The following is a 14,050-nucleotide window of genomic DNA, read 5'->3' on the forward strand; positions in this document are numbered from 1 at the left end:
CCGCAGGCTGGTCAGCCCCTGCGCGCCGGCCGGGAAAACGGGTAGACCCCAGCCATGAGCACCCAGCACGCCGAGCCGGTTCTCGCCGGGCGGCATCTCACCGGGCCGGAGCTCGCCGACCGCGTCCACGGCGGATGGCTCGGCCGGATCGCGGGCAACATGCTCGGCAAGCCGGTCGAGCAGGGGGAGGTGTGGACCCGCGAGCGCATCGACCGCTATCTGCGGCAGGCCGCCGCCCTGCCGCTCACCGACTACCTGCCGGAGCCCGGCGACCCGGCCGACCGGGCCGTGCTGCGCCCCGAGTGGCGCGAGTGTGTGCGCGGCAGTATCCACGGCAGCTGCCGGGACGACGACGTCGACTACGCGATCCTCGGCCTGGACCTGCTGGAGACCCATGGCTTCGGCTTCAGCACCGAGCAGGTCGGCGACCTGTGGCTGCTGCGGCTGCCGTACCTGCAGACCTTCACCGCGGAGCGGGCGGCGTACCGCAATCTCGTGAACGGGCTGAAGCCGCCGCTGACGGCGACGTACGACAACCCGTACCAGGAGTGGATCGGCGCCCTGATCCGCGCCGACGTGCACGGCTGGACCCGCCCCGGCGACCCGCTGGGCGCGGCCGGGCAGGCCCGCCGGGACGCGGTGCTGTCGCACACCGGCAACGGCGTCTACGGCGCGATGTGGGCCGCCGCGCTGATCTCGGCGGCGTTCACCGCCCCGACCGTGCGCGACGCGCTGGAGAGCGCGCTCGGGGTGATCCCGGCAAGCAGCCGCCTGGCGCGGACCGTGCGCCGGGTGATGACGCTGCACCAGACCCGCCTGCCCTGGGAGGAGACCCTGGCCACGGTGTCCGCGGAGACCGCCGGGCTCGGCTGGATCCACACCGTGCCGAACGCGGCCGTCCTCACCGCGGGGCTGCTTTACGGCGACGACGACTTCACCCGCACCCTCGCCCTGACCGTGCGCGGCGGCCTGGACACCGACTCCAACGGGGCGACGGCGGGCTCGGTGGCCGGGGTGCGCACCGGCGCGGCGGCCGTCCCGGCCCAGTGGCAGGACCCGCTGGAGGACACGGTCCGCAGCGCGGTGTTCGGTTTCGACGGGGTACGTATCAGTGCGCTGGCCGAACGCACGGTGCGCCTCGCGACGGACGCGCCGTAGCGCCGCGCCGTCTGGTTACCCTTCCTCAATGACCACGACCCAGGACTTCGCCTCGTACATCGCCGGCCTCCCCCGCGTCCTCGCCGGTGCCGCCGCCCTCTTCCGCGACGCCGAGGGGCGCGTGCTGCTCGTCGAGCCCAACTACCGTGAGGGCTGGGCGCTTCCGGGCGGCACGATCGAGTCGGACGACGGCGAGACGCCCCGCCAGGGGGCGCGCCGCGAGACGCTGGAGGAGATCGGCCTCGACCGGGAACCGGGCCGGCTGCTGGCCGTGGACTGGGTGCTCGGCCAGGGCCGGCCGCCGCTGGTGGCGTACGTGTACGACGGCGGTGTCCTCGCGGACGCCGACCTCAAGGCCATCCGCCTGCAGGAGGAGGAGCTGCTGTCCTGGCGCCTGGTCCCCCGCGAGGAGATCACCGACCACCTCCCCGGCGCCCTCGGCAGCCGTGTCCTCGCCGCGCTGGACGTCCTGGCGGAGGGCTCGGGCACGGCGGAGCTGGAGAACGGCCACCGGGTGGCCTGAGCGGCCGGCCAGGTCGGTGTTCAGACAGTGGCGCCGATCAGCAGGGCGAGGTCGACGAGGCGGTTGGAGTAGCCCCACTCGTTGTCGTACCAGCCGACGACCTTGACCTGGCCGTCGGTGACGCGGGTGAGCTGGGCGTCGAAGACGCAGGAGGCGGGGTCGCCGACGATGTCGGTGCTGACGAGCGGGGCCTCGGTGTAGGACAGCAGGCCCTTGTAGGCGCCGGCGGCGGCCTCGGCGTACGCCTCCTTCACCTCCTCGACGCTGGTGCGCCGGCTCGGGGTGACGGTGAGGTCGGTGACGGAGCCGGTGGGCACGGGCACGCGCAGCGCGAACGCGTCCAGCCTGCCCGCCAGTTCGGGCAGCACCAGGCCGATGGCCTTGGCGGCGCCGCTGGAGGTCGGCACGATGTTGAGGCCCGCGGCGCGCGCCCGGCGCAGGTCCTTGTGGGGCGCGTCCTGGAGGTTCTGGTCCTGGGTGTAGGCGTGGACGGTGGTCATCATGCCCGCCTCGATGCCCACGCTCTCGTGCAGCACCTTGGCCAGCACGGCAAGGCAGTTGGTGGTGCAGGAGGCGTTGGAGACGATGGCGTGGCGCTCGGGGTCGTAGGCGTCCTCGTTCACGCCGAGCACGACCGTGATGTCCTCGCCGCTGGCCGGGGCCGCGATGACGACCTTCTTCGCACCGCCGTCGAGGTGCGCGCGGGCGCGGGCGGCGTCGGTGAAGACGCCGGTGGACTCGATCACGATGTCCACGCCGAGGTCGCCCCAGGGCAGCGCGCCCGGGTCGCGCTCGGCGAGCACCCTGACCGTACGGCTGCCCACCCGGATGGCGTCCGGCTCCGCGGCGACCTCCTGCGGGAACCGGCCGAGGACCGAGTCGTGGGCGAGCAGATGGGCCATCGTGGGCACGTCGCCGAGGTCGTTGACGGCGACGATCTCCAGCTCCGAGTCGCGGGCGGCGACCGCGCGGAAGACGTTGCGGCCGATGCGTCCGAATCCGTTGATGCCGATGCGCACAGTCATGGTTGTGTCCCTTTCGGAGGTGGGACGACGCGCCGTTGCGCCGAGACACGGGTGCCGTGTTGCATCACGAGCTTATATAAGCGTGCGATACATTTCCAGGGTGAACGAACCTCAGAGGACCGGCCGGGACACCGACCTGGATGTCGACGAACTCACCACGGCCATCGAGAACTTCAACCGCTTCTACATCCGGCTGCCCACCGTGCAGCAGCTGGCGTTCACGACGCTGTCGGTGCTGGACACGCTGGCCCTCCGCGGTCCGCTGCGGACGACGGAACTGGCCAGGACGGAGCAGATCAGCCAGCCCGGGATCACCCAGCTGGTCACCCGCCTGGAGCGCGACGGGCTCGTGGAACGCCGGCGCGACCCGACGGACGGGCGCGCCGTCCTGGTCCACATCACGGAGGAGGGCAGGCGGATCGGCCGGTCCCGGCACGACGACCGGACACGCCAACTCCGCCCGCTGCTCGACGGGTTGACTCGCGAGGAACGCGAGGCGCTGGCAGCGGCCGTCCCTGTCCTGTCCCGCCTCGCGGAACTCGGCCTGAGGACGCGCCCCTGACGCCGCCGGCCCCCGGTGCCGCTCAGCCTTCCGGATCCCGCGGCTTGGCGTCCACCTCCCGGAGGGCCTCCTCCCGGGCGGCGATTCGCGCCTCCGTGCGGTGCCCGCGCTCGATGTAGTCGCGCACGACGAGTTCGACCGCGTCCTGCGGATTGTTCACCCCCGCGAGCACCATGACCTCAACGACGAGCTGGGCATCGAGCGAGACACTCACCTTGGCCATACGGGCAAGCTAGCACCGCCGGGGCCGGCATCGCTCGACCCTGACGCTCTGTCAGTTCCCTTTAGACCAAGTCCTTCTTGTAGAAGATGCTGGAGCGGCGGTCGCCCTCGTCGCCGGTGGCGAAGCCGAGGAAGAGGCGGGACTCGCCCGAGTCGGTGCGGTAGATGGCGAGGCCCTCGGGTTCCCGCCAGTGCAGCGTGGAGCCGGCCTTGGTGAAGACCGGGCCCTGGGCGATCCTGCCGGTGTTCACGTTGATGCTGGTCAGGTAGGTGTTTCCGGGGACCGGGTTGGAGGCCGAGTAGTGGTCGCCCGTCTGGAAGTACATGTACGAACCGTAGAGCGTGTAGCCCTGGGCCGTGCCGGGGATCGACGGCGGGGTGAACTTGGCGACCGGCCTGCTGAAGTCGCCGCGGTCGGTGTCGGAGAGGTTGTAGACGGCGATGTGCTTGGCGCCGTCCTTGTGGTACCGGACGATCATGCGCTTGTACACCGGGTCGATGGAGCAGGTGTACTCCGAGGCGCCGGAGATCGGCTGCCACCGGCCGAAGGTCCGGGACGACGCGTCGAGGGTGGTGCCCGCGCGGTACTTGATCACGGCGAGCTTGGTGCCGTAGCCGTTCCCGTTGGCCTCGCACTCGATCCACAGGTAGCTGTCACTGCCGCTCGAGCGGACACCGAAGGCGACGCCGTGGCCGAACCCGTTGAGGTGCATGTACGAGACGTAGTTGCCGTGCAGGTCGAGGTGGCTGATGCACAGGTCACCGGCCGACTCCGGGCTGCCGCTCCGCTTGGCGGCGACGAACAGGCGCTTGTTGACGGAGTCGAAGGCGAAGCTCTGCTGGACGCGGTTGCTGTGCAACTGCTTGCTGCGGAAGAGGTCGTAGGAGGGCTTGGACAGGTCGAAACGCTTGGTCGCGGCCACCGACGCGGACGCGCTCTGGGCGCCCAATCCGAGACCGAGCGCGGCGAGACCCGCGCCCGCGCCGGTGCGCAGGAGTCCTCGACGGGTGGGGGACGTACGCGAGTTGAGCTCCATGTGACCTCCTGGGAAAGGGTAAGGGAATTCCCAAGACCCTATGCGCGCAGCTCGGGCCGAGGTGTCAGCAGGCCTGGTGGCAGCTGGTTTGTGGCACGTTTGCGACAGACGGACGCACCCGAATTCCGCTCGCCTCCCGCGGACCGGCGTCCTACCCTCGGGCCATGAACAAGCCCCTCGTCGCCATCCTCAGTGGCGCCGGTGTCTCCACCGATTCCGGGATCCCGGACTACCGCGGGCCGAGCGGACTGTGGCGGCGGGATCCGGACGCCGAGAAGCTCGTGACGTACGAGTACTACATGAGCGATCCGGAGATCCGGCGGCGCTCGTGGCAGTTGCGGCAGAAGAACCGCGCGCTCAAGGCCGAGCCGAACGCCGCGCACCGGGCCGTGGCCGAGCTGGAGCGGTCCGGTGTGCCCGTGCGGGTGATCACGCAGAACGTGGACGGGCTGCACCAGCTCGCCGGGATGCCCGCCCGCAAGGTGCTCGAACTGCACGGCACCGCCCGCAGTGTCGTGTGCACGAAGTGTCATGCGCGCGGTCCCATGGAGGACGCGCTCGCCCGGGTCGAGGCCGGCGAGGACGATCCGCCGTGCCTGAAGTGCGGCGGCATCCTCAAGTCGGCGACGGTGATGTTCGGCGAGCGCCTCGACCCGGTCGTCCTCGGCGAGGCCGTCGCCATCACCAAGGCCTGCCAGGTGTTCATCGCCGTCGGGACCAGCCTCCAGGTGCAGCCCGCCGCGGGACTCGCCGGGCTCGCCGCCGATCACGGTGCCCGGTTGATCATCGTCAACGCCGAGCCGACACCGTACGACGACCGCGCCGACGAGATCATCCGTGAACCCATCGGCGTCGCCCTGCCCGAGCTGCTGCTCCGGCTGAGCAGCGGGAGCGAGTAGGCCGGGGCAGGCGGGAATGTGACGACAGGGCCTAGAACAGCGCGGCTCCCCGCTCGAAGTCGAGCAGGCGGCGTTTGCGGTCCAGGCCGCCGCCGTAGCCGGTGAGGTCGCCGGACGCGCCGATGACGCGGTGGCAGGGCACGATGATGCCGATCGGGTTCTTGCCGTTGGCGAGGCCGACCGCGCGGGACGCGCCTGGGTTGCCGAGGGCGTCGGCGAGTTCACCGTATGAGCGGGTCTCGCCGTACGGGATGCGGGTCAGCTGGTCCCAGACGCTGCGCTGGAACGGGGTGCCGTGCAGGCGGAGTTCGAGGGAGAAGTCCTTCAACTCACCTGCGAAGTAGGCCGTCAGTTGTTCCTCGGCCTCGGCGAAGAGGGTGTCGTCGCGCGGGCCGAAGGTCTCCTCCTGGGGACGGTGACGCTGGCCGGCCATGTAGAGGCCGCACAGGATGCCGTCGTCGGCGACGAGGGTGAGCGGGCCGTAGGGGCTCTCGATGACGGTGTGCTGCTTCATCTCCAACGTCCTTACACCGGAAGAAAGTTGATCGGGTGGCTGTCCGTCGCCCACAGGTACTGGACGGCGTAGGCCCGCCAGGGCCGCCAGGTCGCCGCGCGGGTGGTGAGCGCCGCCGGGGTGGACGGCAGGCCCAGCTCCTGTGCGGCGCGCCGGATGCCCAGGTCGGTGGGGAGGAAGGCGTCGGGGTCGCCGAGGGCGCGCATCGCGATGACGTCGACCGTCCAGGGGCCGAAGCCGGGCAGGGCGAGCAGGCGGGCGCGGGCCTCGGGCCAGTCGGACTCGACTCCCAAGTGAAGGGTGCCGTCGGCCAGTTGACCGACCAGGGTGGTGAAGGTGGTACGCCGGGTGCGGGGCATGGCGAGGGTCTCGGGGTCGACGGCGGCCAGCGCCTCGGGGGACGGGAAGAGGTGCGTGAGGCCACCCTCGGGGTCGTCCAGCGGTGTGCCGTGCGCGGTGACCAGGCGGGCCGCATGGGTGCGGGCGGCAGCGGTGGAGACCTGCTGCCCGAGCACCGCGCGGACGGCGAACTCGGCCTCGTCGACCGTGCGCGGCACCCGGCGGCCCGGGGCCTTGTCGACCAGGGGCGCGAGGAACGGATCCGTACGCAGCTGGTCGTCGACGGCGACCGGGTCCGCGTCCAGGTCGAGCAGGCGGCGGCAGCGGCTGATGGCCACGGTGAGGTCGCGCAGGTCGCTCAGGGTCAGGCGGCAGGCGATGTGGTCGGGGCGAGGGGCGAGCGCGGCGATGCCGTGCCCGTACGGCAGCCGCAGCGTGCGGCGGTAGGCGCCGTCCCGCCACTCCTCCACGCCGGGTACGGCAGTGGCGGCGAGGTGGCCGAAGAGGTTGTCGGGGTTGAGCGGGGCGCGGAACGGGAGCCGTAGGGAGAGGGTGCCCGGGGTGGTCGTCACCGCGGTGTTCTTCGGCACCCTGGCGCGCAGTTCACCCGGGGCGAGGGCGAAGACCTCACGCACGGTGTCGTTGAAGGTGCGGATGGAGGAGAAACCGGCCGCGAAGGCGATCTCCGACATGGGCAGCGGGGTCGTCTCGATGAGCAGTCGCGCGGTCTGGGCGCGCTGGGCGCGGGCCAGTGCGAGGGGTCCGGCCCCCAGCTCGGCGAGGAGCTGCCGCTCCACCTGCCGGGTGCTGTAGCCGAGCCGGGCGGCGAGTCCGGGCACGCCCTCGCGGTCCACGACTCCGTCGGCGATCAGCCGCATGGCCCGGGCCACCAGGTCGGCGCGCCGGTTCCACTCCGGGGAGCCCGGGCTGGCGTCCGGCCGGCAGCGCTTGCAGGCCCGGAAACCGGCCTGCTGGCAGGCGGCGGCGCTCGGGTGGAACGTCATGTTCTCGGGCTTGGGCGGGACCACCGGGCAGCTGGGCCGGCAGTAGATGCGGGTGGTCAGGACGGCCGTGAAGAACCACCCGTCGAACCGTGCGTCCTTGGACTGCACGGCGCGTACGCAGTGCTCCCGGTCGAGGTGCATCCCTGTCTGCATGCGTCCAGGATCGAGCACCGCGGCACCCGTGCGCTGGCGGGAATCCGACACGTACGTGGCCGTGGCCAGGGCTGCGGCGGTTTTGGTTCAGGAGCAGGCGTAGCTGAAGGTCGCCGTCGCCTCCAGCGGGCGTGGCCGGTGCGCGATCCGCAGGCGCGCGGTGCCGCGGAAGCGGCCGGGGCCGCGGACCGTCCAGCGCAGATGCAGGCGGAGCGTACGCTCGCCGCCGCGAGCGGTGCTGACCAGTTCCCCCGAGTCGTGCCCGTCACTGCGGAGCCAGTGGTAGGTGACGGGGCCGCCCGTGCCGTCGGTGGTGACGACACCGACGAGATCGGCCGTCTGATCGCAGCGCAGCTCCTCGACGGGGGCGTGGACCCGTACGGCGAGGACGGCCGGGGCGGGCGTGGGGCGCAGGAACAGCCAGAGCAGGACGGCCACGATCGCTGCGAGAGCCACGAGGCCGGCCCAGGCACGGCGTCTGCGCCGGGGGCGGCGCGCGGGGGCCGGGGGCACGGCGGACGCCGGGCCGGACGGGACGTGCGCGGCGTCGAGGGGCACGCCGGGTCCGAACCGGAGAACGATCTCACCGCCGTCCTCTGCGACGGGGTCCGCCGCAGCACCGCCACGGTTGCGCCGACCCAGCGTGGTGGCCTGCTCGTCCGGGCCGGTGTCGTGCCTGGCGGGCGCCGAGGGACGGCGGGCACGACCGAGGACCGTGGCCTGCTCGTCGGGCAGAGCCGGGCCAACGGGACGATCAGTGACAGGGGGCGGGGCGGCCGGGACGGCGGCGGGAGCGCCCGCCGCCGCGTCGCTGGGCGGCGCGGTCGAGTCGGCGGCGCCGTCGGCCGGCGATCGCGTCTGATGCGCAAGCGTGGCGAGCGGAGCGAAGTCCGGGCTCGTCCTGGTTGCCGCCGTGCGCAGTGCTGTGCGGCGCAGGAAGTCCGACGGGAGGCAGGCACGGCCGGACACCAAGGCGGTGCGGGCCGCCGCGAGGCCCTCGGTTTCGGCGGTGGTGGCGCAGCGGGTGAAGAGGTCGGCCGCTGGGGTGCCCGCGGTGGCCCAGGCGGCGCCGAGGGCCCGGGCCAGCGCGGCCCAGGCCCGGGTGTCGGCGGCCTCGGTGTCGGCCGTGGAGAGGTCCGCGGCCGGTGTGTCGCCCAGCGCTGTGGTCAGTGCCGCCTCGGCCAGCAGGGCGACGCCGTCCGGTGCGAGGACCACGGTGCGGGGGCCGAGCGAGCCGTGGGCGAGGCCTGCCGCGTGCAGGGCGAGCAGGGTCTGCGCGGTCTCGTTGAGGACGCTCGCCGCGCTGCCCGCGTCCTGTCGGGGGCCGTCGGCCGCGAGCACGTCCGCGAGGACGGGCGCCGGCGGCCGGGCCGTGATCAGCCAGACCTCGCCCGCCTCGGCGACGAGGTCGACCGTGCCGAGCAGTCCGGGCAGCCGGAGCTTCGCGGTGGCGAGCACCGCCGCGGCCAGGCGCTCGCGCGTGCCCTCGGGCGTGAGCAGGGCGCGGTCGACGCGCAGCGCGCCGCGCACCGGTTCGCCGGGCTGTGCCGGGAGCAGGGCGTGCCAGGTGCCGTGGCGCGCGTCCCGGGTCCAGGCGGACAGGGGCAGGCCGGCCACCGTGGTGGCTGTCGTCATCTCGATCCGATCTCGTCGTGGCTGAGGGGCGGCGGGGCGGTGCTCAGCACGGCGGTGCGTCCAGGGACGCGGTCTGGGGGCCGTTCACGGACGGCGGGTCGCTGGTGAGGGTGACGTCCCAGGTGCCCCGGCACGGGTGGTTGGAGAAGTCGGCCTCGAAGGTCACGGTGTACCGCGTACTGCCGGACAGCGGCTGCGTCTGCGAGCCGTAGGGCTCGGCGGGTGTGTCGACGTAGTAGTTCGCCGTGACGGTCAGCGGCCCGGTGCCCGTGGTCTCGACCGTCACCGCCGCGACGACCGTGCCCGGCCGCTGCCCGCGCTGCCAGGAGCCGACGGTGATCGTGACCGTACCGGCGGTGGCCTCGCTGGGCGAGGCGCTGCTCGGCGTCACCGTCGGCGCGGTCGTGCCCGTGGACGGTGTGGGCGGCAGGGACGACGGCGAGGGCGACGCCGAGGACGGGGACGACAACGGGCTGTCCGAGGGTGTGCCGGAGGGCGACGCGTCGGCCGTCGGCGAGGCGGACGCCGGCGAAGACGAGGGTGAAGTGCCGGGCAGCGTCGGCGAGTCGAGGGGAGACGGGGTCGTCACCGCCACGGTCGTCGCCGCCTCGTGCGGGCGGTCCTTCGCGTACGTCGCTGCCCCGCCCGCGACGATCACGAGCGCGGCCGTCGCCCCGGTCGCCGCCTTCCAGCCGCCGCGCCCCAGGCGGCCCAGCAGGGTCAGGGCGCGGGCCGAGCCGTCGAGGGTCGCGGTCGTGGTCAGCGGGAACAACAGGGCCAGCAGCGCGGCCAGTTCGGCCAGCCGCCGTCGGCCCCGCTCCTCCCAGCCCGCGCCGTAGCCCTCGGTGGCGCACCGTTCGAGGTCGGCGAGGAAGGCCTCGACGCCGGGCCTCTCGGCCGGGTCTTTCGCCAGACCGGCGCGCAGCAGTGCGCGCACCGGCTCGGGTACGTCGTCCAGCGGGACGGGGGCGCGCAGGTGCTGGAGGCTCAGTGCGGTGATGTCGGCGGCGGCGAACGGCCGCCGTCCGGTGAGGCATTCGAAGAACACCACCGATGCCGCGTACACGTCGGCGGCCGGTCCGGCGGCCTGGCCCTGCCACTGCTCGGGCGCCATATAGGCGGGCGTGCCCGCGGCCTCGGTCTCCCGGCCGCTGCGCACGGCGATGCCGAAGTCGGCGAGCGCGCTGCTGCCGTCGGCGCGGACCAGCACGTTCTCCGGCTTGTAGTCGCGGTGCACGACTCCGGCGGTGTGTGCCGCGCCGAGCCCCAGCAGGGAGCCCTTGAGCAGGACGAGCGCCGCCTCGGGTCCGGTCGTGCCGTGCCGGTGCAGCAGCCGGCGGAGACTGACCCCGTCGACCGCCTCCATGACGATCGCAGCACCGGCGCGCGCCTCGACGTACTCGTAGAGCCGGACCACGCAAGGGTGCCGCAGCTCGCCGAGCAGCCGGCCCTCGGCGCGGAAGCGGGCGAGGAACTCCCGGTCGCCGTACAGGCGCCTGCTGAGGTACTTGATCGCGACGGGGGCGCCGGTCGCGGTGTGCCGGGCCAGTACGACCCGGCCGCCCGCTCCCTCGCCGAGGGTGCGCAGCGGCTCGTAGCCGGGCACGGCCCAGCCGGTCCCGTCCGGTGGCTGTGTCATGCCGTTCCCTCCACCGGAGCGCCGGAGGCCGTGCCGGGGAGCGCTGCGCCGCGCGCCTGGCGGCGGCGCCGGATCAGGCGGGTCAGCGCGCGTACGGGCGCGGACCACACCGGGAAGGTCACGAGCGCGACCACGGCGGTCTCGATCACGGTGGTCCACGGTGCGGCCAGCCTGCCGTCCAGCAGGTCACCGATCCGGGAGCGCCAGGCCAGCACGGCCAGGGCGAGGAAGCCGTAGGTGCCGGCGACGACGGCCAGGCCGTACGCGGCCATGCCCGCCTGGCGCGGGCCCGGCCGGTTGCCCGCGCGCAGGTCCCGCCACAGGCCGGTACGGAAGTACGCGCTCGCCTCCTCGCGCAGCCGCGGCACGCGCAGTGCGTCGGTCAGTGCCTGGTAACCGTCCAGCGGCATCAGGGGGTTGAAGTTGTAGAGGGTGTTCAGGTAGAGGCCGAAGGCCAGGTGGTAGAGGACGGCGGAGGCCGGTCCTGCGGGCAGCAGGGCCGCGCCCGTCGCGCACCAGCCGGCCAGGGCCGCCGTGGACAGCGGCCCGGAGAGGGCCACCACGACGCGTGACCAGCGGGAGCCGAACCACATGTCGCTGGTGTCCACGAACGCGAACGGCATGCCCATCATCAGCAGGAAGCCGCCGCGCCGCACCGTGCGGCCGTACGACTTCACGGCGAGCGCGTGGGTCAGTTCGTGGACGAGCAGCGCCGTCACGTACCCGGCGATGAGCAGCACGGGGCCCCACGCGCCCGCTCCGCCGAAGTCCAGCAGGCGGTGGTGTCCCTGCGCGGCGAGGAACGCGACGAGGCCGCCCACGACGGACAGCCAGGCCAGCGCCATCCCGGTGCGGGTGAACAGCCGCCAGCCGAAGGCCTGGTAGAGGCGGGTCACCAGCCGGTCGAGGCCGGGTACGGACACCTCCAGTTTCAGCAGGGCGCGGTAGGCGGCGCGCGCCGCGCGACGCAGGCCCTTCGGCTGCTCCGCCTCCGGGCGGCCCGGCAGGCCGCGCAGCAGCCCGGCGTCCGCGAAGGCGGCCAGCGAGGACTCGATGCGGGGCAGGGCGAGTTCGCCGTAGCGCTCGGCGTACGCGAACAGCAGGTCCCGTACGGTGTTCTCGCCGTCGACCGCGTGCCACAGGAAGACCTGGCGTTCGTCCAGCTCCAGGTAGCGCCCGGTGCGGGTGCTGCTGAGCACCCAGCGGGGCTCGCCGCCGCCGCTGGGCACCTGCTTCAGCGCCCAGCCGGAGCGGCGGCGGGGCCGTGCGGTGAGCGGGCCGGTCGCCTCCGGGGCCTCCTCCTGTGCGGGGGTGGGGAGTTGGGTCAGCTGGGTGCCGACGACCATCGTGCGCGAGCCGATCCGCGCGTCGCGCGGCTGCTCGAAGACCAGGCGTACGTCGCCCACGGACAGTTCGGTGCCGTCGGCGAGGCCTGCCGCTCCGCCGTGCAGCTCGACGCCCGCGACCGCCGTGCCGTTGAAGGAGTCCAGGTCCTCGATCCGGAAGCCCTCGGGGCTACGGACGATACGGGCGTGGCGGCGCGAGACGCTGCCGTCGGCGAGGACCACGTCGTTGTCCGCGCCGCGGCCCAGTGTGGTGACCGGGCCGGTCAGCGGGACCAGCAGGGCGGGGTCGTCGAGGCCGCGCAGCTGGGGCGCGGCGTACGCCGTGGGGGCCGCGCCGCGGCGCAGGGTGCCGCAGCGCAGGCAGTACGGGAAGTCGCGCCGCGTGTGGACGCGGCAGACATGGCAGAGCATGGGGTGGTTCAGCCTCCGCCGGAACCGCTGAGGAAGGTTCCGCCGTTGAAGCCGCCGTCCGCCTCGGGCGCGGAGGGCGTCATGCGGGTGGCCGCGCCGCCGACGCCGGGCAGGTCGATGCCGCCGCGCACGGGCGTCTCGGCACCGCCGAGGGAGCCTTCGCGGCCACCGCCGCCGCTGCCGAAGCGTCGGCCGTTCTCCGAACCGCCTACGCCGTCGTCGCCGCCACCTTCACCGCCACCGCCACCGCCGCTGGGCCGCCGGCCGTTCTCCATCGGATCCGCGCCACCGTCACCGCCGCCTTCACCGCCACCGCCACCGCCGGGCTCACCACCACCGCTCGGACGACGGCCGTTCTCCATCGGATCCGCGCCGCCCTCACCGCCGCCACCGCCGGGCTCACCACCACCGCTCGGACGCCGGCCGTTCTCCATCGGATCCGCGCCACCGTCACCGCCGCCCTCACCGCCACCGCCACCGCCACCGCCGGGCTCACCACCACCGCTGGGCCGCCGGCCGTTCTCCATCGGATCCGCGCCGCCCTCACCGCCGCCTTCACCGCCACCGCCACCGCCGGGCTCACCACCGCCACTGGGACGATTGCCGTTCTCGCCGGCGCCCTCACCGCCGCCGCCCTCGCCACCGCCACCGCTGTCGCCGCCGCCGTCGCCCTCGCCGCGGTCGTAGATGCCATCGTGCCCGAAGTGACCGGCGTCGCCACCGCCTTCGCCACCGGCCCCGCCGAAGCCACCGTGGCCGCCGAAGTCGCCATGGCCTCCGAAGTCACCGGATCCGGCACCGCCGTCACCGAAACCGCCGAAACCGCCGTCAGCCCCGCCGAAACCACCCTCACCGAAACCAACGTCGGCGCCACCGAAACCGCCGTCACCGAAACCGCCGTGGCCGAAGCCGCCGTCGCTCCCGTCGCCGAACCCGCCGAAGTCTCCCTCGGTGCCCCCGAAACCGCCGAAGTCACCGAACTCACCGGTGGATCCGCCGAACTCGGCCGCGCCGCCGCCCACTTCGCCCGGGGAGTGCTCGAACAGCTCGCCGCCCAGCAGGCTGTGGGCGCCGGTCGAGGACGCGTCGACGCCGCCGAAGCCCTCCTGAACGCCGGTGTCCACGGGCACGTCGGAGTGCGCAGGCGCCGCCTCGGTGTGCGCCGGAACGTCGTGGTGGGCCAGCGCGTGTGCCGCACTGCCGAAGAACAAGGAGGACTTGGACAGTCGCGGGTCGAGTGCGGCCGGTCCCCCACCGGCCGCGGACTCGACGCGCAGGGAGCGAAGTGCGTCGACCTGGGCGGGCGTCAGGCCGAGTCTTCGGGCCACCTCGGCGCTGTCGCCGTCGAGTTCGGCTCTGAAGGCGGGGTCGGCGGCCAGCCGGATCATGGCAGCACGGTAGGCGTCGTCGGTCATGGCTGAGGTCTCCGTCGGTCTGCGGGCGGTGATGCCGATCGCGGCGGAGTCGAGGATCCCCCTGGTCGGCGGCAACTGCCATTTCCGGCCATCCCCGCCGATACCTGCTGGAGACGTTATAGAGGTCGTGCCATGAGCAGCGCAAGAGCTACGAGCTGGACATCCGGG

The 14,050-nt window shown here is 73.4% G+C and carries 13 protein-coding genes; 4 read left to right on the forward strand and 9 right to left on the reverse strand.

Translation table 11 applies throughout. The features are described 5' to 3' along the window. Nucleotides 1-54 precede the first annotated feature (54 nt). Together ACWD3E_RS16355 and ACWD3E_RS16360 are read left to right on the forward strand one after the other, a co-directional pair. Nucleotides 55-1,158 (forward strand): ADP-ribosylglycohydrolase family protein, encoded by a 1,104-nt coding sequence (locus ACWD3E_RS16355; protein ID WP_451388220.1) that lies wholly within the window; start codon nt 55-57, stop codon nt 1,156-1,158. 28 nt (nt 1,159-1,186) lie between these two features. Continuing rightward, nucleotides 1,187-1,681, forward strand: coding sequence for an NUDIX domain-containing protein (locus tag ACWD3E_RS16360; protein ID WP_451388221.1), 495 nt, complete (start codon nt 1,187-1,189; stop codon nt 1,679-1,681). 20 nt (nt 1,682-1,701) lie between these two features. Here ACWD3E_RS16360 and gap read toward each other — a convergent pair whose 3' ends face one another. Continuing rightward, nucleotides 1,702-2,706, reverse strand: coding sequence for a type I glyceraldehyde-3-phosphate dehydrogenase (gene gap / locus ACWD3E_RS16365; protein WP_451388222.1), 1,005 nt, complete (start codon nt 2,704-2,706; stop codon nt 1,702-1,704). Nucleotides 2,707-2,806: 100 nt separating this feature from the next. On the opposite strand from gap, the gene ACWD3E_RS16370 reads away from it, so the two are divergent. Further along, entirely contained in the window at nt 2,807-3,268 is a 462-nt protein-coding gene (locus ACWD3E_RS16370; RefSeq protein ID WP_451388223.1) for a MarR family winged helix-turn-helix transcriptional regulator, read from the forward strand. A gap of 22 nt (nt 3,269-3,290) precedes the next feature. Here the strand turns inward: ACWD3E_RS16370 and ACWD3E_RS16375 are convergent, their stop codons facing one another. Next, complete coding sequence (locus ACWD3E_RS16375; protein WP_451354610.1) at nt 3,291-3,491, reverse strand: DUF2191 domain-containing protein; 201 nt, start codon at nt 3,489-3,491, stop codon at nt 3,291-3,293. A 61-nt stretch (nt 3,492-3,552) separates the two neighbouring features. Further along, nucleotides 3,553-4,527, reverse strand: coding sequence for a phage baseplate protein (locus ACWD3E_RS16380; protein WP_451388224.1), 975 nt, complete (start codon nt 4,525-4,527; stop codon nt 3,553-3,555). Between the two features lie 164 nt (nt 4,528-4,691). Between ACWD3E_RS16380 and ACWD3E_RS16385 the strand changes: the two genes are divergently transcribed. Next, entirely contained in the window at nt 4,692-5,426 is a 735-nt protein-coding gene (locus tag ACWD3E_RS16385; protein WP_451388225.1) for an SIR2 family NAD-dependent protein deacylase, read from the forward strand. A gap of 31 nt (nt 5,427-5,457) precedes the next feature. On the opposite strand, the gene ACWD3E_RS16390 is transcribed toward ACWD3E_RS16385, so the two are convergent. The 6 genes from ACWD3E_RS16390 to ACWD3E_RS16415 form a co-directional block, all read right to left on the reverse strand. Then, entirely contained in the window at nt 5,458-5,940 is a 483-nt protein-coding gene (locus ACWD3E_RS16390) for a methylated-DNA--[protein]-cysteine S-methyltransferase (protein ID WP_451388226.1), read from the reverse strand. 11 nt (nt 5,941-5,951) lie between these two features. Beyond that, nucleotides 5,952-7,436, reverse strand: coding sequence for an AlkA N-terminal domain-containing protein (locus ACWD3E_RS16395; RefSeq protein ID WP_451388227.1), 1,485 nt, complete (start codon nt 7,434-7,436; stop codon nt 5,952-5,954). An 87-nt stretch (nt 7,437-7,523) separates the two neighbouring features. Further along, a complete protein-coding gene (locus ACWD3E_RS16400; RefSeq protein ID WP_451388228.1) occupies nt 7,524-9,071 on the reverse strand; it encodes a hypothetical protein in 1,548 nt (515 codons plus the stop codon). Between the two features lie 43 nt (nt 9,072-9,114). Beyond that, nucleotides 9,115-10,710, reverse strand: coding sequence for a protein kinase domain-containing protein (locus ACWD3E_RS16405; RefSeq protein WP_451388229.1), 1,596 nt, complete (start codon nt 10,708-10,710; stop codon nt 9,115-9,117). Then, nucleotides 10,707-12,467: an FHA domain-containing protein gene (locus ACWD3E_RS16410; RefSeq protein WP_451388230.1), complete on the reverse strand. Its 1,761-nt coding sequence runs from the start codon at nt 12,465-12,467 to the stop codon at nt 10,707-10,709. Before ACWD3E_RS16410 ends, ACWD3E_RS16405 begins: the two co-directional genes overlap by 4 nt. 8 nt (nt 12,468-12,475) lie before the next feature. Then, nucleotides 12,476-13,957 (reverse strand): hypothetical protein, encoded by a 1,482-nt coding sequence (locus ACWD3E_RS16415; protein WP_451388231.1) that lies wholly within the window; start codon nt 13,955-13,957, stop codon nt 12,476-12,478. Nucleotides 13,958-14,050: the final 93 nt, after the last annotated feature.

The sequence above is a fragment of the Streptomyces sp. NPDC002676 genome, assembly GCF_053592455.1.

Excerpts from the sequence above, each read along its gene's own strand:
- gap (WP_451388222.1), bottom strand. The coding sequence starts at position 2,706 with ATGACTGTGCGCATCGGCATCAACGGATTCGGACGCATCGGCCGCAAC.
- ACWD3E_RS16355 (WP_451388220.1), top strand. The coding sequence starts at position 55 with ATGAGCACCCAGCACGCCGAGCCGGTTCTCGCCGGGCGGCATCTCACC.
- ACWD3E_RS16410 (WP_451388230.1), bottom strand. The coding sequence starts at position 12,467 with ATGCTCTGCCATGTCTGCCGCGTCCACACGCGGCGCGACTTCCCGTAC.
- ACWD3E_RS16380 (WP_451388224.1), bottom strand. The coding sequence starts at position 4,527 with ATGGAGCTCAACTCGCGTACGTCCCCCACCCGTCGAGGACTCCTGCGC.
- ACWD3E_RS16395 (WP_451388227.1), bottom strand. The coding sequence starts at position 7,436 with ATGCAGACAGGGATGCACCTCGACCGGGAGCACTGCGTACGCGCCGTG.
- ACWD3E_RS16390 (WP_451388226.1), bottom strand. The coding sequence starts at position 5,940 with ATGAAGCAGCACACCGTCATCGAGAGCCCCTACGGCCCGCTCACCCTC.
- ACWD3E_RS16385 (WP_451388225.1), top strand. The coding sequence starts at position 4,692 with ATGAACAAGCCCCTCGTCGCCATCCTCAGTGGCGCCGGTGTCTCCACC.
- ACWD3E_RS16400 (WP_451388228.1), bottom strand. The coding sequence starts at position 9,071 with ATGACGACAGCCACCACGGTGGCCGGCCTGCCCCTGTCCGCCTGGACC.
- ACWD3E_RS16405 (WP_451388229.1), bottom strand. The coding sequence starts at position 10,710 with ATGACACAGCCACCGGACGGGACCGGCTGGGCCGTGCCCGGCTACGAG.
- ACWD3E_RS16360 (WP_451388221.1), top strand. The coding sequence starts at position 1,187 with ATGACCACGACCCAGGACTTCGCCTCGTACATCGCCGGCCTCCCCCGC.
- ACWD3E_RS16375 (WP_451354610.1), bottom strand. The coding sequence starts at position 3,491 with ATGGCCAAGGTGAGTGTCTCGCTCGATGCCCAGCTCGTCGTTGAGGTC.